This window comes from Ideonella dechloratans, assembly GCF_021049305.1.
Lineage (GTDB): Bacteria > Pseudomonadota > Gammaproteobacteria > Burkholderiales > Burkholderiaceae_C > Ideonella > Ideonella dechloratans.
On record NZ_CP088081.1, the window covers coordinates 2096562 to 2114246 of the forward strand.

The window sequence follows — 17685 nt, forward strand, 5'->3', positions numbered from 1 at the left end:
GCTCCTCACCACTGCACCGTGCGATGGGACTCGGTCAACGTCGTGGCCGACTGCCCCTTCGGTCCGGCCACCTCGACCTGCATCCTGTGCAGCCGCGGAAAGGCCAGGAAAAGATCCACCCGCAAGGAATGCAGGAACTCCGGCTGGGCACATTGCCAGCTGAACTCGCCATCCAGATCGGCATGCCCCGGCTCGTCGGCAGCAGGCGGCGTGGCAGGCCCGGCTTCGCCCAGCATGGCCGGCGTCAGTGCGGCCGAAGCCAGGCTCACCTTCTGCAGCGTGCATTGCGCGGCCGGCGTCGGCAGCAGGATGCCGGGCTTGCGCAGGGCGATCACGGCCAGCTTCACGGCCTGCTGCTCCTGCGCCGTGCCGGGGGCGTGCTCGTAGCCCAGGATGTTGTCCAGCGGGCTCTCCAGTTCGGCACTCAGGGTGTTGCCATCCACCACCACCCGCAGCACCGCCTGGCCATGCACATGGGCGCCCGGTTCATGGGCTTGGACACCCAGGCCCACCAGGCCCAGGCAGACGATCGTCAACGGCCGCAGCACGGCCGCACGCAACTTGGCTTGCATCGTTTCATTCCTCGACGAATTCCCGATCCCGCCTTCCAGGCGGGACCCAGGGCGCTGATGGGCACGGCGCGCGTGCCGGCCCCAGCCCTTCACCTCCTCTGCAGGCGCAGAGGACACCGCATGGCCGCCCTCAGGCCAGCGGGGGGGCGCGAGGCCAGGCCTGCACCCAGCCCTGCACGGGCCGGGACGCCTCGGCCACCGCGCCGGGACAGTCGAAGGGAGGCAAGGCATCGCCCTGCCAGGAAGGAGGCACGGCCAAGGGCGAGGCACCCAAGCCATGCTGCGCCAGGCAGTCCAGGCAGTTGTCGACCGGCAGCAGGTTGTCCTGCGTGGGGTGGCCGATCGCCGCCAGCGCATGCTGCTCGGCATGCATCACCGCATGCCACTGTGCCCAGATGGCCACCAGGGCCATGGCCAGCAACCAGCCGCGCCACCTGCGCAACCCGTGCGGGGCCTGGCCGAGGTGACTCAAGTGCAGACCCCTGAAGCGCAGGCCGCAGCGCCCTGCCCATCCGCGGCGGCCCCGCGGCATTCCGCGCAGTGGCCGTAAAGCGTCAGGTCATGGCCCTCCACGACGAAACCCGGGGGCGCCAGCCGCTGCAGATCGCCCGGACAGGCATGGATGTCGAAGACCCGCTGACAGGTCAGGCACTGGAAGTGGTGGTGGTGGTCGTGGCCGGTCAGCTCATAGCGGACGTTGTCGCCCGGCAGGTTCACGCCCTGGATCTCGCCGTCGTCCAGCAGCAGCCGCAGGTTGCGGTAGACGGTGGCCAGACCCAGTGCCGGCACATCGCCACGCGCCCCTTCGAGCACCTCCAGCGGCGACAGCGGCCGCCCCGCAGCCGCGATGACGGCACGGATGGCACTGCGCTGGCGGGTGGCTCGCTTCATGGTGCGATCGATTCTGGCATACTTCGACTTTGAAAATTCATTCTCAATAAGATGCAATCTCACCATTCCCGTCTCGACAGCCGATGGCTGCTGGCCACCGGGGTTCTCACCCGGACCTGCGCGGCGGCCGTGGTGGTGGGCCTGCTGGGAAGGGCCGCGGCCTGGGCCCTGCGCGATGTCCTCTGAGCGCACCCCTGCGGCCATGCTGCAACTGGAGAACGTGTGCCTGCAACGGGAGGGCCGCACCGTGCTGCGCGACCTGTCCGGCCGCTTCCCCCCCGGCTCCCTCACCGCGGTGATCGGCCCCAACGGCGCCGGCAAGTCCACCCTGCTGGCCGCGCTGGCAGGCGACCTTCCCCCCGCATCGGGCCGCATCGTCCGGGCACCGGGGCTGCGCATGGCCTACCTGCCGCAGATCAGCGCCCTGGACCGGCACTTCCCCCTGCAAGTCCATGAGGTGGTGGCCCTCGGCCTTTGGCCCCAGCTGGGGCCCTGGCGTGGTCTGAGCCGGGCGCAGCGAGATCAGGTGCAGGCCGCCTTGCACGAGGTGGGCTTGGCCGAACTGGCTCGCCAGCCCCTTCAGACGCTGTCGACCGGCCAGTTCCAGCGCATGCTCTTCGCCCGACTCATCCTCCAGGACGCGCAATTCCTGCTGCTGGACGAACCCTTTGCGGCCATGGACGAGCCCAGCACCCAAGATCTGCTGGCCTTGTTGCAGCGCTGGCGGGACCAGGGCCGCACGGTCGTGACCGTGCTGCACGACCTGGCCCAGGTGCGGGAGCACTTCAGCCATGCGCTGCTGCTGGCGGGACATGCGGTGGCCTGGGGGCCGGTGACCGAGGTGCTGCAGCCTGCACCGCTGCAACGTGCAGGCTATCTGCTGCCGGCCCTTCACGCGCACACCCTGCGCGGGCACTGCGCATGAGCCTGCCGGAACTGCTGCAGACGGGCCTCGTCGCGCCCTTCACCGAGTTCGGTTTCATGCGGCGCGCCTGGGTGGCCAGCCTGGCGCTGAGCCTGAGCGCGGGGCCGGTGGGCACGTTGCTGATCCTGCGCCGGCTGACCCTGATGGGCGACGCCATGTCGCACGCCCTGCTGCCCGGCGCGGCGCTGGGCTTCATGCTCGCGGGCCTGTCCCTGCCGGCGCTCGGGCTGGGCGCCTTCCTCGCGGGCCTGCTGGTGGCCGCACTGGCCCACCAGGCCGCCCGGCTGACGGCGCAGCGCGAGGAGTCGGCCCTGGCCGCCTTCTACCTGATGGCCCTGGCCTCGGGCGTGATGCTGGTTTCCCTGCGCGGCACCAGCGTGGACCTGATGCACCTGCTCTTCGGCAACATCCTGGCCGCCGATGCCCAGACCCTGCCCCTGGTGGCCGCGGTGACGGGCGCCACCCTGCTGCTGCTGGCCATCTTCGCCCGCCCGCTGATCGCGGACACGCTGGATCCGGGCTTTCTGCGCCTGGCCTGGCCGGGTGGCAGCCGCTGGATGCGGCCCCTGTTCATGGGACTGCTGGTGAGCAACCTGGTGGCCGGCTTCCTGACCCTGGGCACGCTGATGTCGGTCGGGCTGCTGGTGCTGCCCGCCGCCGCGGCCCGCTTCTGGTCGCGCAACCTGGCGCCGCAGATGCTGCTGGCCAGCCTGCTGGCAGCCTGGGCCAGCACGGTGGGCCTGCTGCTGTCCTACCACGCCCAACTGCCCACCGGGCCGGCCATCGTGCTGAGCGCCGGGGTCATGTACCTGCTGTCGCTGCTGTGTGGCCGGCACGACAGCCTGTGGCGGCGATCCCCTACGCTGACTTCCGGAGACCTCTCATGAACCGCGCCACCGCGCTGAGAACCCTGGCCGCCCTGATGGCCGCCCCCCTGTCCGCCAGCCGAGCCCAGGGCACGCCCGCCACCGCCAGGCCGCTGCGGGTGGTGGCCAGCTTCTCCATCCTGGGCGACATGGTGCGGCAGGTGGCCGGCCCCCTGGCCGAGATCCACACCCTGGTCGGCCCCGGTGGCGATGCCCACGTCTTTGAACCCCGACCGGCCGATGCCCAGAAGCTCGCCCAGGCCGATCTGGTGGTGCTCAACGGCCTGCACCTGGAAGGCTGGCTGGACCGGCTCATCCAGGCCTCGGGCTTCAAGGGCCGGCGGGTGGTGGCCAGCGAGGGCGTGACGCCCCGCCTGCTGGACGGCCATCCCGACCCCCATGCCTGGCAGAGCCTGCGGCTGGCCGCGATCTATGTCCGCAACATCCAGTCTGCGCTGAAGGCCGTCCGGCCCCAGGAGGCCGCACGCATCGACCAGCAGGCCGGCCGCTATCTGGCGGACATCCAGGCGCTGGACACCCGCGTGCGAGCCCAGATCGGCGCCCTCACCGCGGCCCAGCGCCGCGCGGTCACCACCCACGACGCCTTCGGCTACTTCGCCGCGGAGTACGGCGTGACCTGGCTGGCCCCCCAGGGCTGGACCACCGCGGAAGAAGTCTCGGCCAAGGATGTGGCGCGTGTGGTGCGCGAACTCCGGGCCCAGCATGTGCGTGCGCTGTTCCTGGAAAGGGCGGGCGACCCGCGGCTGATGCAGCAGATTGCCCGCGAGGCAGGGGTGCGCATCGGCGGCGAGCTCTATGCCGACACGCTGTCGCCCGCCGGCGGCCCGGCCGACACCTATCTGCACCTGTTCGAGCACAATGCGAAGACGATGCTGCAGGCCATGCGCGGCAGCTGAGCCAGCCCTCCTCCGCGCCATGAAAAAGGCCGCCCGAAGGCGGCCTTGGCATCGGGACAAGGTCCCGAGACGATCAGTGCACCACGCCCAGCGCGGTCTTCACGCCACCCTTGTAGGTGTACAGGGTCAGGGCGCCGTTCTTGATGTCACCCTTCTCGTCGAAGCTGATCACACCCGTCACGCCCTTGTAGCCCGTGGTCTTGGCCAGCACCGGCAGGTACTTGGCCGGATCCGCCGAGCCCGCCTTCTCCATCGCCGCCACCATCACGTTGGTCGCGTCATACACGTACGGCGCATAGATCTGCACGTCCGCGCCGAACTTCTTCTTGAACTTCGCGCGGAAGTCTTCCATCGCCTTGACCGCAGCCTTGTCGTTCTGGTCGATACCGCCGGCCTCGGCGCACACCACCTGGTCATCGGCCATCGTGCCCGCGGCCAGCTTGGGCAGCTCGCCCGTGCAGATGCCGTCGCCACCCATGAACTTGGCGCTGATGCCCAGCTGCTTCATCTGGCGCAGCATCGGGCCGGCCACCGCGTCCATGCCGCCGTAGAAGACCAGGTCCGGCTTCGTGCCCTTGATCGAGGTCAGGATGGCGGTGAAGTCCGTGGCCTTGTCGTTGGTGAATTCGCGCTTGACCACCTTGCCGCCCGCGGCCTTCACGCCCTTCTCGAACTCGTCGGCCACGCCCTGGCCGTAGGCCGTGCGGTCATCGATCACGGCAATGGTCTTGCCCTTGAGCGTCTGCACCGCGTACTTGCCCAGCGTGCCGCCCAGGTGCACGTCGTCAGCCACCACGCGGAACGTGGTCTTGAAGCCCTGGCGGGTGTACTTCGGGTTGGTCGCCGACGGCGAGATCTGCGGAATGCCCGCGTCCGAGTAGATCTTCGAGGCCGGGATGGTCGTGCCCGAGTTCAGGTGGCCGATCACGCCGTTGACCTTCTCGTCCACCAGCTTCTGCGCCGCCGCCGTGCCCTGCTTGGGGTCCGCCGCGTCGTCTTCGGCCAGCAGTTCAAACTTGGCCTTCTTGCCGCCGATCATCACGCCCTTGGCGTTCAACTCGTCGATGGCCATGCGCGCACCGTTCTCGTTGTCCTTGCCCAGGTGTGCAATCCCGCCGCTGGTCGGCCCAACGTGACCGATCTTGACCACCAGGTCTTCGGCGTACACCGAGCCGGCCGCCAGTGCCACGGCAGCCGCGACGATCACATTCAGTTTGACTTGCATAGATTCGAATCTCCTCAGAAGGATGAATTGAAATGTCGATGTGAATGGCTCTCGACAAGCGGCCAACGATACTCCAAAAAGACCGTTGCGAAATCGATCTGCACACCGGGTTGCCCCGGAGCAAAACACCCGTTGCCGAAGGCTTGCACACAGCCACGCAATCCCCATGCCAAGGGAGATCCGAAAGAGATGCGGGGACGGTGCGCCGGAGCACCAGGAAGGTTCGGCGACCCGCGGCAGGCCCGTGGTTCAGCCGCCAGCGTGGTGCAGCAGCTCGTGACCGGCCCGCTCGTAGGCCTTCCAGCGGCGACGGCCGGAGGCGCGCGCCTCGTCGTCCACGCCGACGATCTCGGCCACCCGCTCGAAGCGCGCGGTCCAGTCGGACAGCTCCACCCCGAGGTTGATCACGCTGTCGCAGTCCAGCCCCTCGACCGCCTGCTCGACCAGCCACACGGGGGTCAGCTCCCGAACCACCGGTTCGGGGCTCACCCGGGTGTGGACATGGGGCAGGAACTCCAGCTGGGGTTCGCTCCACAGCGCGTGGCTGAGGCGGCGCAGATCCGGCGTCACACCCAGCACGCAGACCCGCCCGCCTTCGCGGACCTTCTTGCGCACCAGGCGCTGGGCCAGTGCAATCCTGTCCTGGACCCCCGTCAGAAAGACGATCTGCGCCAAGGCCCTGCTCCTGCGCTCAGCGCTTGGCCGCGCGGGACAGCACGAAGTGGGTCAGCAGCCCCACCGGGCGGCCCGTGGCCCCCTTGGCCGCGCCGGAGCGGTGAGCCACGCCCGCGATGTCCAGGTGGGCCCAGGGGTACTGCTTGGCGTAGCGCTGCAGGAACTTGGCGGCCGTGATGGCGCCACCCGCGCGGGAACCCACGTTGGCCATGTCGGCGAAGTTGCTCTTCAGGCCTTCGTCGTACTCCTCGTCCAGCGGCATGCGCCAGCAGGGGTCCATCGCCTCGGCGGAGGCGGCCAGCAGGTCCGCCGCCAGGGTGTCGTCCGCAGCGAACAGACCGGCATGGTGATGCCCCAGCGCCACCACGCAGGCGCCGGTCAGCGTGGCCACATCCACCACGGCTGCGGGCTTGTAGCGCTCGGCATAGGTCAGCGCGTCGCACAGGATCAGGCGACCCTCGGCGTCGGTGTTCAGGATCTCGATGGTCTGGCCCGACATGCTGGTCACCACATCGCCCGGCTTGGTGGCCGTGCCGCTGGGCATGTTCTCGCAGGTCGGGATCAGACCGACCACGTTGACCTTGGGCTTGAGCTGGGCGACCGCCCGCATGGTGCCCAGCACGCTGGCGGCGCCGCACATGTCGAACTTCATCTCGTCCATGTCGGCCGCGGGCTTGAGCGAGATGCCGCCGGTGTCGAAGGTGATGCCCTTGCCCACCAGCACCAGCGGCGCGTCCTTCTTGGCGGCGCCGTGGTATTCGATGACGATGAAGCGCGGCGGCTCTTCGGAACCACGGGTCACCGACAGGAAGGAGCCCATGCCCAGCTTCTCGATGGCCTTACGGTCCAGCACCTGCACCGTCAGGCCGAATTCGCTGCCCAGGCCCTTGGCCTGCTCACCCAGGTAGGTGGGGGTGCAGACGTTGGCCGGCAGGTTGCCCACCTCGCGGGCCAGCGCCACGCCGGCGGCAATGCCTTCGCCCAGGGCCAGTCCGCCCTTGACGGCCGCCAGCGCCGCCTTGTCGGCCACGAAGGACACCTTGGCCGGCAGCACGGGCTTCTCGGCCGAGGGCTTGGTGGCGGTGTAGACATAGCTGTGCTGATCCACGCACTGGGGCAGCACCTCGGCATGCCCGGCCACAGGGGCGGCACCCACCAGGCTCACCGCCAGGTGCTTGACGCCTCGGCCCTTGAGCAGGGCCAGCGCGGCCGTCAGTGCGGTGCGGAAGGCCTTGGGCGAGGCGTCCTTGGCCACGCTCAGCACCAGACGCGCGGCCTTGAAGCCGGCCGGGGCGTTCACGTACAAGGTGCGACCGGCCTTGCGCTCGAAATCGCCTTGCTTGGCCAGCGGTGCCAGCACCGCGTCCAGGGCGGCATCGCCGGTCTTCAGGGTGCCTTCGGCAGGCAGGACCGCGATCAGCGTGTCCGCTGCGACGGCCGCAAGTCCTTCGGCGGTGGCCGCCAGAGCTTGAAAGTTCATAATCCGTCTCGATTGAAATGAGCTTTTGATGTTATTCGATTCAACCGTCCGCAAGGAACTGGCCCGCAGTTTCGGCGCCACCCTCGTGGTCATCCTCACCATCGTGATGACCATGATGCTGATCCGCACCCTGGGCCTGGCCGCCAATGGCTCAGTGTCGCCGCAGGATGTGGCCCTGGTGCTGGGCTTCAATGCCGCCGGCCAGCTGCCGCTGATGCTGGCGCTGTCGCTGTTCGTCGCGGTGGTGCTCAGCCTGGGGCGGATGTACCGCGACAGCGAGATGGCCATCTGGTTCAGCGCTGGCGTGGGGCTGGACCGCTTCATCCGCCCGGTGCTGCGCATGGCCTGGCCGGTCTATGCCGGCCTGGGGGTGCTGGTGCTGGTGGTGTGGCCCTGGGTCAACCAGCAGACCGCCGAGATCAAGACGCGCTACGAGCAGCGCTCGGACCTGTCTCGCGTGGCCCCGGGGGCCTTCCAGAGCTCCTCGGACGGCAGCCGCGTCTTCTTCATCGAGCGCAACGGCGACTCGGCGGGCGTGGCCCGCAATGTGTTCCTGCTCACCACCAAGAAGGACACGGAATCGGTGACCACGGCCCACAGTGGCCACATCGAGAACAGCGCCCAGGGGCGCACGCTGGTGCTGGACGTGGGCCACCGCAACGAACACGACGCCAAGAGCAACGAGAACAACCGCATGCAGTTCGAGCGCTTCCGGCTGCTGGTCGATGATCGACCGGCGCCGAACACCTCCGCCCTGCCCCCCAAGGCCATCGACACCCTGGGCCTGCTGCGCGACCCCACCGCCGCCAACATGGGCGAGCTGACCTGGCGCATGGGCCTGCTGCTGGGGGGCATCAACCTGTCGCTGCTGGGCATTGGCGCCGCAGCCACCAACCCGCGGCGGCCCGGCAACTGGAACCTGCTGCTGGCCCTGCTGGGCTTTCTGGTCTATTTCAACCTGGTGAACCTGAGCCAGGCCTGGGTGAGTGCGGGCAAGGTCCACATCGTGCCCACGCTGCTGACCCTTCACGGCCTGGCCCTGGGCGGTGCCCTGGCCCTGATCTGGTGGCGCGACCATGCCACCGTCACGCGCTGGCGCGCTGCGCGTCGCGCCGTGCAGGGGGGCCAGGCATGAAGACCGTCCGCAAGCTGATCTACCGCGACGTGCTGTGGTCGGTCTTCTTCGTCGCCCTGGCCTTTCTGGCCCTGTTCTTCTTCATCGACTTCCTGGACGAACTGGGGCGGGTGGGCAAGGATGGCTACACGCTCGGCCGGGCCCTGCTGTCGGCGGGGCTGTCCATGCCGGGGCGTCTCTATGAGCTGGGCCCCATCGCGGTGCTGATCGGCACCATCTACGCGATGGCACGGCTGGCCCAGTCGTCCGAATTCACCATCCTGCGCACGGCCGGCCTGGGGCCGGAACGCGCCTTGATCCTGCTGCTGGGCCTGGGCCTGCTGCTGGGCGCGCTCACCTTCATCATCGGGGAGTACGTCGCCCCCTTCAGCGAACAGCGCGCCAGCGAACTGCGCTCCAAGCAGCGGGGCACCAGCGTCTGGTCCTCCAAGGCCGGGGCCTGGCTGAAGGAGCGGCGCAACACGCCGCAGGGCGAGCGCAACTACTCGATCAATGTGCGCAAGAGCGAGGGCCACGATGTCATGCGGGGCATCCGCATCTTCGAACACGATGCCGACGGGCAGCTGATCTCCCGCATCGAGGCCGATCGTGGCGTGGCCGACAGCGGCCGCGAGGGTGCGGTCTGGCACCTGGAGAAAGTCAGCGTGACCCGCTGGCCGGCCTCGTTCGACCAGCCGCTGGCCGTGCAGGAACTGCCGAAGATGGACTGGCCCACGACGCTGGACATCGGCCTGGTGTCGGCCGCCATCTCGCCCATCGACTCCATGTCCACCGTCGAGCTCTGGCGCTACAGCCAGCACCTGAGCGATCAGGCGCAGACTTCCCAGCGCTACGAACTGCAGTTCTGGAAGCGCGTCTTCTACCCCTTCGCCTGCATCGTGATGGTGGCGCTGGCCCTGCCCTTCGGCTATCTGCATGCCCGCTCCGGCGGCATCAGCCTGAAGGTCTTCGGCGGCATCATGCTGGGCATCAGCTTCGTGCTGCTCAACAATGTGGTGGGCCACCTGGGCCTGCTGCATGCCTGGACCCCTTGGCTCGCCTCGTCCCTGCCCAGCCTGCTGTACCTGGGGCTGTCGCTGGCCGCCTTCACCTGGCTGGTGCGTTACCGCTGACCCCCATGACCCTGCGCGGACTCATCCTCTTTGCCCATGGCGCCCGCGACCCGGGCTGGGCCGCCCCCTTGCACGACACGGTCGACCGGGTTCGGGCCGAGCAGCCCGACCGGCCGGTGCGGCTCGCCTTCCTGGAATTCCTGGCCCCCACGCTGGAGGAGGCCGGAGACGATCTGGTGGCCCAGGGCTGCACCGACATCGAGATCGTGCCGCTCTTCCTGGGGGCCGGTGGCCATGTCCGCAAGGACCTCCCCGCGCGCACGGCGACCCTGCAGCAGCGCCACCCCCGGGTGACCTGGCAACTGCGACCGGCCGTGGGCGAGTCGCCCCGGGTCATCGAAGCCATGGCCCTGGCCGCGCTGGACCCGCCCACTTCCCCGCGCTGAACAACGCCCCGCGATGAACCTGCACCAGTTCCGATTCGTCCAGGAGGCGGTGCGCCGCAACCTCAACCTGACCGAAACCGCCAAGGCGCTCTACACCTCCCAGCCCGGCATCTCCAAGGCCATTCTGGAGCTGGAGGAGGAACTGGGCGTGGACATCTTCGTGCGGCACGGCAAGCGTCTCAAGCGCGTCACCGAACCGGGACTGGAGGTGCTGAAGTCGGTCGAGATCATCCTGCGCGAGGTGGCCAACCTCAAGCGCATCGGTGAAGAGTTCTCCAAGCAGGACGCGGGCCGGCTGTCGATTGCCGCCACCCACACCCAGGCCCGCTACATCCTGCCCGACGCCGTGGCCCAGCTGAGCAAGCGCCTGCCCAAGGTGAAGATCAGCCTGCACCAGGGCACGCCCGAGCAGGTGGCGCAGATGCTGCTGGACGACACGGCCGACATCGGCATCGCCACCGAATCGCTGGCCGATGTCGAGGAACTGGTCACCCTGCCCTGCTACGAATGGCAGCATGTGATCGTGATGCCGCACGACCATCCGCTGGCCACCGTGGAACGCCCCAGCCTGGAGCAACTGGCCGAGCTGCCCCTGATCTCCTACCAGGCGGCCTTCACCGGCCGCAAGCGCATCGACCAGGCCTTTGCCCAGCGCCGACTCACGCCCAACATCGTGCTGGAAGCCATCGACTCGGACGTGATCAAGACCTATGTGCGCTCGGGCCTGGGCGTGGGCGTGGTGGCCGAGATGGCCATGGCCACGGAGCCGCCCAACGGCGATCTGGTCAGCAGGCCGGCGGCCCACCTCTTCGGCACCAACACCACCCGCGTGGCCTTCCGCCGCGGGGCCTACCTGCGCAGCTATGTGCTTTCCTTCGCCGAACTGCTTTCCGACCGCCTCTCGCGTCACCTGATCGAGCGGGCCATGAACAGCAGTTCCGGAGACAGTTATGAGCTTTGATCCCCGCACCCCGCCTGTCCAGTCCCGCCTGCCCCAGGTCGGGACCACCATCTTCACCGTGATGTCGGCCCTGGCCCAGCAGCATGACGCGGTGAACCTGGGCCAGGGCTTCCCGGACTTCCAGGGCGACCCGGCCCTGCTGGACGCCGTGAACCGGGCCATGCGCGAGGGGCACAACCAGTACCCGCCCATGGCCGGCGTGCCGGCGCTGCGCGAGGCCATCGCCGGCAAGATCGCGGCCATCCACGGCCATCATTACGACCCGGGCAGCGACATCACGGTGACCGCAGGCGCCACGCAGGCCATCCTGACCGCCGTGCTGGCCCTGGTGCAGCCGGGTGACGAGGTGGTGGTGCTGGAACCCTGCTATGACAGCTACGAGCCGTCCATCACCCTGGCGGGCGCCCGCACGGTGCGGGTGCCGCTGGACCCTCAGTCCCTGCATGTGGACTTCGACCGCCTGGCCGCGGCCCTCACGCCGCGCACGCGGCTGCTGATCATCAACACGCCCCACAACCCCTCGGGCATGGTGTGGACCGAAGACGAACGCGCCCAGTTGCGGGACCTGCTGCGCCCCACCGACATCCTCGTGCTGTCCGACGAGGTCTATGAACACATGGTGTTCGAGGGCCGGCCGCATGCCAGCGTCAGCGGCGACCCGGAACTGGCCGCCCGCAGCATCGTGGTGTCCAGCTTCGGCAAGACCTTCCACGTGACCGGCTGGAAGGTGGGCTACGTGGCCGCACCCGCGCCGCTGATGGCCGAATTTCGCAAGGTGCATCAGTTCAATGTGTTCACGGTGAACACCCCGATGCAGCACGGGCTGGCCGCCTATCTGGCGGATCCGGCGCCCTACCGCGATCTGCCGGCCTTCTACCAACGCAAGCGCGATCTCTTTCGCCAGGGTCTGGCCACGACCCGCTTCCAACTGCTGCCCTGCGAGGGCACCTACTTCCAGTGCGTGGACTACAGCGCCATCAGCGATCTGGGCGATGCAGCCTTCTGCCAGTGGCTGATCGAGCACGCAGGCGTGGCCGCCATTCCGCTGTCGGCCTTTTACGCAGAGCCTCCGAAGCGCCCGCTCATCCGGTTCTGCTTTGCCAAGCAGGATGAGACCCTGACCCGGGCCCTGGCGCGGCTGCAGGCCCTCTGAGCCCGGGAAGAGGCCTCAGGACTTCGGCTTGTCCGAAGCCGGCGGGGTGGCCGGCGCTTCCAGGTCGAGATCCAGGTGGACGGAGTCCATATCGGGCGCGGCGGCGGAAGCGGTTTCGAACATCGGCAGCAGCAGGTCCACCTGGTCCTGCTGACCGCCGGCCGCCTGCCACAGATCCCGGGCGATGGCGTACAGCACCAGCAGATCCCGGTAGGCCGGCAGGTCGAACAGCTCGCGGGTTTCGTCGCGGCGGAAGAGCATGCCCTCCAGCACCGCCATGGCATCCAGCGGCGACTTCCAGGCTGCCTCGATCTCGGCCACGGCTTCCGGGTAGTCCTCCAGCGTCCGGCCATGCATGGGACCGAGATCCCAATCGGGCGCGTAGGCATTGAAGCGGCGGTTGAACCGCGCACGCACGCGCTCGTAGGCGCTGCGGTCGCCCTGGCGGCGGTAGATCTCCAGCAACTTGGTGTACGGCAGCGGGCTCTGTCCACCGGTGCTGCGCAGGTGCGACATCAGCACCTCGACCGCGGCGTCCTCCTGCCCCAGCGCGATGAAGAAATCCGCCTGCTGCTCCAGATCGAGCAGTTCTTCGACAGACACCTCGCGCGGCGCGTCCACCGGCCCGAAGGTCATGGTGGCACTGGGATTGAACGCCCCGGCCGTGGGGGCATCGGTGTGCGAGAACGCGATGGGCGCACTCACCACCGCGGGCACCGACCCGGCATCCGGCAGCGGCATGGTTTCATCACCGGCCACCGCAGGGGTCTCCCGGGCCCACTCGCTGGGCGCGGAAAATCCGGAACTCTTGGCCGGTGGCTCGGACGCGTGTGCATCGGAGTGGGCCCAGTCGTCGGCCTCGTCCTCCGGTTCGTCCGGCTTGACCGCCGGCACGCGGCGCAGGTTCTGGTCGTCGGACCACCAGGGGCGGGACTGCATCAGGGCCTTCTGGCGCTGCCAGAGCAGCACGCCACCCACGCCCAGGGCCAGGATCACTCCGCCCAGGCCCAACAGGAGCCAGGTGTTGCGCTGCTCGGACGCCTCCAGGCGTCGGCGCAGGTCCTCGTTGGCCAGACGCATGGCCTCGGAGCTGCGGCGCAGGGCCTGCAAGGCAGCGTCGGCCGACGCAGCGGATGCCGCTGGAGCAGCCGCCAGGTTGGCCACCGCACTGGCCGCGGCCGAGGCCGGCGCGGCGATCGAAGCCGCGGCGCTGGCCGCCAGCGGAGCCACGGCTGGCGGTTCCACGGCCTCCAACTGCAGATGCGGGCGGCTGGCGGCCGCCGCTTTCTTGTGAGGAGGCACGGCGCCCTCTTCCACCGGCCGGGCACGGGTGCTGGCCACGGAGGTCGAGCGGTGCTTGCGCGGCACGGAGGCGGCAGGCACCGCCACCTTCGGCAACTCGGTCACTTCGGGGGCGGCTCCCCGCACAGGTGCGGCAGCCGCCGGGGCATCGGTCAATTGGGAAGGCGGATCCGCCAGCAGCACATACTGCCGGGACAACTTACCCATGCAACCGGTGCCCAAGGTCAATTGCAGCACCGGTTCCTCCACCGGGGAGGTTGTGGAAACCTGGACCATCCACTGCCCGGGTTCGTTGCGGGCCACCAACTTCACCCGCACCTGGTTGGATGGCAGGTTCGCGTCGCCAGCCTGCACAGCCGCCGTGACGCAACCCGGCGCGATGGGACTGTCACCATCGCCCTCCAGCGGCACCCACACCCGCAGCGTCTGGCCCAGAACCACCTGTCCTTGCGGTACACCCAGGCTGGCACCCTGCGCAGTCGTCGCGGCTGCCCATGCCAGGCAGGTCAGCAGAAGTTCCGGAACCCTGTTTCTTTTCATCTTGGGGGTTGGCCACGCTGGCCATTCACGGTTTGACTCTAGCATGCAACCAGACGTAAACAGAGTGACGCAATTCGCCAGTTACGTCAGCGCAACGCTGTCACAGTTGCAGAAAGAACCCCGGACTTCAGGCTCCATGCCATTGTGCGGCACGCACCGCCCGGATCATTCCGTTGAACATCGGACCGAAAGGCCGCCTATCCCCGTGCGGTCATCCACCCCGGGCTTGCGTTGCATCAGGGCGCGGCGTCCTCGAGGCCGTCACGGCGCATGCGGACTTCCCTCAAGGCCTCGTCGAACAGGGTCAGGCTCTCACGGATCGTCGAAACCTCCGGATCGGACAAGGCCCGACGCATCACCAGGTGACCGCGGTACACCAGCAGCGCAAAGGTGGGCAGCTGCCCGGCGGCGGAACCGGCCGCGTTGGCTTCGTCTGCCAGACGGCCCCAATGCAGCAATCTGTCGCCCAAGCCGCTGTGCAGCCAGCCCGTGAGCCAGTCCACGTTGTTGCCCACCGCGGCAAACCAGGACTTCAGGCCACCCATCTGTGTTGAACCCAGGCGTGGGCTCATGGCCAGCCAGCGCATCTCTTCCGGGGTCTCCTCGTCCAGGCGCGTCTGCACGCCGCCGGTGAACTGGACGAACACCTCACGCTCGAGCCCCTCCATCATCACCCGGGGCATCAGCAAGGCGTAGGCCTGGGGGTCCAACCCCGTTTCCGCCCTCAGCCGCAGCTCCCACTTGCCCAGGTAGCGGCGCTGTGACGGCCCCCACTCGATGCGGACACTGCCGTCGGCGCCCGCCCGCTCCATCACGAAGCCGTCGCGCGCCGGCGTGGTCTTGAACTGCCAGCCCTGCGCCTCTCCCCACTGGGCGATCTCCTGCCAATGGGCACGGCCTCGCCGGCCGAACAGCCAGTCACGCAAGCGTCGTGGCATGCCAACTCCGGACCGCCTTGCACAGGGCGAAGAGGAAACCATCCATGCGACGAGTGTATGCGCTGCCCGTCCCGCCGGCGCTGTGTTGATGGCGACAAGGATCGGGGATGGGCTTGGGCCTTAGAATCCGCGCCGCTGCTGCCCGTAGCTCAACTGGATAGAGCAGCTGCCTTCTAAGCAGCAGGTCGGGGGTTCGAGTCCCTCCGGGCAGGCCACATCACGGACCAGGCGAATCCACAGACATCGGGATTGTTTCTGGCGCCCGGTCAGGAAGTCCGCAACGAACGGATCAAGCAGTGAGGCTGCGTCAGCGCAGCGCAGGCACGGCGGCCCCGGACATGCGATGGCCCTTCACCCCCGCCGCATGCTAGATGGCCCGCCCATGGCCAAAGAGGTTGCGGGATGTTCGCCGGATGAGTTCCTGGGCGGGTCTTTCGAAATATCGGAACGAGAACCCTGCAACGACGATGAGCAGCAGAATGAACAGCAGCAGCATGTAGGCGCTCGTGAAGACCTCCTGCCCAAACCCAAGCCCCGAGAAAACCAGAACGAAGATAATCTGCAGCGGGAAATGAAGCAGGTAGATCGAGTAGGAAATATCGCCCAGATATGATCCCTTCGAAAAGTATGCTTTCAGCCTGTTCTCCGAAAGCGCCATCGAAAGAATGGTGACGGGGAAGAGAACCATGTTGGGCCAGACCTTCGACAGGAACGAGGCCGCCTTCTGAATCCAGGGGGGATGCACCTGGCTGCTCCAGTCGCCAAAGGCGCCGAACGAGAATCCCATCAAGAGGAACGTGACCATCCAAAGCAGCGGCGCCATCCAGGCCAGCCCCCGTTCGACAGCATCTCTGCACGCATGGCCAGCGATGTACTCATAGGCCAAGAAGGCCGCGCCGCCAAAGAAGAAGGAACCCAGCCCCCGGGCGAAGGGATGGTACAAGGCATCCACCCCGACAAAGAAGCACAGGGCAATCAGCCAGGTGCCGATGAATCCGGCCCTCACCCTGAGGGCGAAGACGAAGAAGACGCAGTAGAGAAAGGCCTCGACAGAGACCGACCAGGACGGGCCATTGAAGGACTCGCCGCTCTCCACGCCCCACGACTGCAGGAGCAGCAGGCTCAGGATGAAGTGTTTGAGGTCGTTGAATCTGTAGACGAAGCTTGAAAGATGAATGGACTCGTACCCATGCTGCAGCGCGATCACGAGCATCAGCGACAACAGATGCAGCGGGTAGAGCCTGGAAAACCTCAACACGAAGAACTGAGAAGCCGTGATCTTCCCGCCTCTGATCATGTCCCGATACATGAAGAAGAAGACAAAACCAGAAATGGTGAAGAACAGATCGACCGCCTTGAACCCTTTTTCATAGAAAGGGAAAAGCACTTGATAAAGCGGGAATATCTGCTTCGGCTGCCCTCCATATTGGGTTCCCTCGAAAAAGAAGTGAACCCAATGCCAGAAGATCACCGTCATGGCGGCGAGACCACGCAGCAGATCCAGACCGTGAAACCTCTTCACGGCTGGCACATCCATTCTCGATTTTCCGGCAATCAAAGTATCCCTCGCAGGCCATGGATCAGCCGAGACGAGATACTTCAAGTGTCCGGCTTGCAATGCCGTCCACAGTAGCACTGAGCGAGGCAGGAAAAACACGATCCGCCTGCGGAGCGCCGCCTGCATCCATTAAATGGATGAGCGCCGGCACAGCCAGCGGCCAAAACAAGAGGCGTATCGAACACCCGCAAGCTCTTGGTTTGAACTCACATCCCGGATGCGGCACGCATGGCACCCGTCCCGCCGCCGCCGCGCGCCGGTCAACGACTCTTCGGCTATAGTCGCGCCTCGTCATTGGGGAGTAGCCGCCCTGCACCACCCGCAGGGGTCGACGTCAACACACTTGGCCGCGATGGCCATGGCGTCGACAGCCCATCCGCCTGGCAAGACCTTTGACTGCGTGACCTCTGGAGGGCCGGAGATGTCGCGTGGTCATTGCGCAGCCGCCGGCCCCTGGACCTCTCTCATGGAAGCATTTCTGATCTCGACCGGGGTGGTCACCCTGGGCGAAATGGGCGACAAGACCCAGTTGCTGGCCTTCTTGCTCGCGGCCAAGTTCAAGCGCCCCCTGCCCATCATCCTGGGCATCTTCACCGCCACCATCCTGAACCACGCTGCGGCGGGTGCGGTGGGCACCTGGATTGCCGCCCAGCTGGGCCCGTCGCTGTTGCGCTGGGTGATTGGCATCGGCTTCATCGCCATGGCGGGCTGGATGCTGATCCCGGACAAGGCCGATGAGGAGGCGGCCGATGGCCGCCAGCGCTTTGGCGTGTTCGGCACCACCGTGCTGGCCTTCTTCCTGGCCGAGATGGGCGACAAGACCCAGATCGCCACCGTGGCCCTGGCCGCCCGCTACGAGCAGCTGGTGCCGGTGGTGGCCGGCACGACCCTGGGCATGATGCTGGCCGATGTGCCGGCCGTGTTCCTGGGCGACAAGCTCGCACGCAAGCTCTCCATGCCCCTGGTGCACGGCATCGCCGCGCTAATCTTTGCGGTGCTGGGTGTGCTGACGCTGCTCAACGTCGGCCACCTGTTCTGAGCCCCGGCGG

Annotated in this window: 18 protein-coding genes, 1 tRNA gene and 1 riboswitch; of the genes, 10 read left to right on the top strand and 9 right to left on the bottom strand. The window is 67.5% G+C overall.

From position 1 onward, the window contains the following. Nucleotides 1–5: 5 nt before the first annotated feature. From LRM40_RS09730 to LRM40_RS09740, 3 genes are all read right to left on the bottom strand, one after another. Nucleotides 6–572: a DUF2796 domain-containing protein gene (locus LRM40_RS09730; RefSeq protein ID WP_151123042.1), complete on the bottom strand. Its 567-nt coding sequence runs from the start codon at nt 570–572 to the stop codon at nt 6–8. 130 nt (nt 573–702) lie between these two features. Continuing rightward, nucleotides 703–1044 (bottom strand): hypothetical protein, encoded by a 342-nt coding sequence (locus tag LRM40_RS09735; protein ID WP_151123044.1) that lies wholly within the window; start codon nt 1042–1044, stop codon nt 703–705. Then, nucleotides 1041–1463, bottom strand: a complete 423-nt coding sequence (locus LRM40_RS09740; protein ID WP_151123046.1) for a Fur family transcriptional regulator — start codon at nt 1461–1463, stop codon at nt 1041–1043. Before LRM40_RS09740 ends, LRM40_RS09735 begins: the two co-directional genes overlap by 4 nt. Nucleotides 1464–1638: 175 nt before the next feature. Here LRM40_RS09740 and aztA point away from each other — a divergent pair, with 175 nt between their 5' ends. The 3 genes from aztA to LRM40_RS09755 are packed head-to-tail and all read left to right on the top strand — an operon-like array spanning nt 1639 to nt 4171. Next, the gene (gene aztA, locus LRM40_RS09745) at nt 1639–2388 is read left to right on the top strand and encodes a zinc ABC transporter ATP-binding protein AztA (RefSeq protein ID WP_231067493.1); all 750 of its coding nucleotides are present in this window, start codon (nt 1639–1641) and stop codon (nt 2386–2388) included. Then, nucleotides 2385–3275: a metal ABC transporter permease gene (locus LRM40_RS09750; protein ID WP_151123048.1), complete on the top strand. Its 891-nt coding sequence runs from the start codon at nt 2385–2387 to the stop codon at nt 3273–3275. The genes aztA and LRM40_RS09750 overlap by 4 nt, the downstream gene beginning before the upstream one ends. Next, nucleotides 3272–4171 (top strand): metal ABC transporter solute-binding protein, Zn/Mn family, encoded by a 900-nt coding sequence (locus LRM40_RS09755; RefSeq protein ID WP_151123050.1) that lies wholly within the window; start codon nt 3272–3274, stop codon nt 4169–4171. The genes LRM40_RS09750 and LRM40_RS09755 overlap by 4 nt, the downstream gene beginning before the upstream one ends. A 73-nt stretch (nt 4172–4244) precedes the next feature. On the opposite strand, the gene LRM40_RS09760 is transcribed toward LRM40_RS09755, so the two are convergent. The 3 genes from LRM40_RS09760 to LRM40_RS09770 all read right to left on the bottom strand — a co-directional run bounded on the left by LRM40_RS09760 (nt 4245) and on the right by LRM40_RS09770 (nt 7551). Next, nucleotides 4245–5396 (bottom strand): branched-chain amino acid ABC transporter substrate-binding protein, encoded by a 1152-nt coding sequence (locus LRM40_RS09760; RefSeq protein WP_231067494.1) that lies wholly within the window; start codon nt 5394–5396, stop codon nt 4245–4247. Nucleotides 5397–5645: 249 nt separating this feature from the next. Further along, nucleotides 5646–6071, bottom strand: coding sequence for a DNA polymerase III subunit chi (locus LRM40_RS09765; RefSeq protein ID WP_151125280.1), 426 nt, complete (start codon nt 6069–6071; stop codon nt 5646–5648). Between the two features lie 16 nt (nt 6072–6087). Then, nucleotides 6088–7551: a leucyl aminopeptidase gene (locus LRM40_RS09770; RefSeq protein ID WP_151125281.1), complete on the bottom strand. Its 1464-nt coding sequence runs from the start codon at nt 7549–7551 to the stop codon at nt 6088–6090. Between the two features lie 28 nt (nt 7552–7579). On the opposite strand from LRM40_RS09770, the gene lptF reads away from it, so the two are divergent. Genes lptF through LRM40_RS09795 form a run of 5 tightly spaced genes read left to right on the top strand, consistent with a single transcriptional unit; the run spans nt 7580 to nt 12298 of the window. Further along, entirely contained in the window at nt 7580–8686 is a 1107-nt protein-coding gene (gene lptF, locus LRM40_RS09775; protein ID WP_151125282.1) for an LPS export ABC transporter permease LptF, read from the top strand. Then, nucleotides 8683–9798, top strand: a complete 1116-nt coding sequence (lptG, locus tag LRM40_RS09780) for an LPS export ABC transporter permease LptG (protein WP_151125283.1) — start codon at nt 8683–8685, stop codon at nt 9796–9798. The genes lptF and lptG overlap by 4 nt, the downstream gene beginning before the upstream one ends. 5 nt (nt 9799–9803) lie before the next feature. Next, nucleotides 9804–10184 (top strand): sirohydrochlorin chelatase, encoded by a 381-nt coding sequence (locus tag LRM40_RS09785; protein ID WP_151125284.1) that lies wholly within the window; start codon nt 9804–9806, stop codon nt 10182–10184. Between the two features lie 13 nt (nt 10185–10197). After that, on the top strand, nt 10198–11145 hold the full coding sequence (locus LRM40_RS09790; RefSeq protein ID WP_151125285.1) for a CysB family HTH-type transcriptional regulator: 948 nt from the start codon (nt 10198–10200) through the stop codon (nt 11143–11145). Next, nucleotides 11135–12298: a pyridoxal phosphate-dependent aminotransferase gene (locus tag LRM40_RS09795; RefSeq protein WP_151125286.1), complete on the top strand. Its 1164-nt coding sequence runs from the start codon at nt 11135–11137 to the stop codon at nt 12296–12298. Before LRM40_RS09790 ends, LRM40_RS09795 begins: the two co-directional genes overlap by 11 nt. Nucleotides 12299–12313: 15 nt before the next feature. On the opposite strand, the gene LRM40_RS09800 is transcribed toward LRM40_RS09795, so the two are convergent. Both LRM40_RS09800 and LRM40_RS09805 read right to left on the bottom strand, forming a co-directional pair. Further along, nucleotides 12314–14041 (bottom strand): type IV pilus assembly protein FimV, encoded by a 1728-nt coding sequence (locus LRM40_RS09800; protein ID WP_151125287.1) that lies wholly within the window; start codon nt 14039–14041, stop codon nt 12314–12316. A gap of 335 nt (nt 14042–14376) precedes the next feature. Further along, nucleotides 14377–15078: a hypothetical protein gene (locus LRM40_RS09805; RefSeq protein ID WP_151125288.1), complete on the bottom strand. Its 702-nt coding sequence runs from the start codon at nt 15076–15078 to the stop codon at nt 14377–14379. Nucleotides 15079–15216: 138 nt separating this feature from the next. Here LRM40_RS09805 and LRM40_RS09810 point away from each other — a divergent pair. Then, nucleotides 15217–15293: transfer RNA gene (locus LRM40_RS09810), tRNA-Arg, on the top strand. Nucleotides 15294–15445: 152 nt separating this feature from the next. Here the strand turns inward: LRM40_RS09810 and LRM40_RS09815 are convergent. Further along, the gene (locus tag LRM40_RS09815; RefSeq protein ID WP_170288935.1) at nt 15446–16681 is read right to left on the bottom strand and encodes an acyltransferase family protein; all 1236 of its coding nucleotides are present in this window, start codon (nt 16679–16681) and stop codon (nt 15446–15448) included. Between the two features lie 239 nt (nt 16682–16920). Beyond that, nucleotides 16921–17097: riboswitch (yybP-ykoY riboswitch) on the top strand. Nucleotides 17098–17102: 5 nt separating this feature from the next. Between LRM40_RS09815 and LRM40_RS09820 the strand changes: the two genes are divergently transcribed. Then, nucleotides 17103–17675, top strand: a complete 573-nt coding sequence (locus tag LRM40_RS09820) for a TMEM165/GDT1 family protein (RefSeq protein WP_151125290.1) — start codon at nt 17103–17105, stop codon at nt 17673–17675. Nucleotides 17676–17685: the final 10 nt, after the last annotated feature.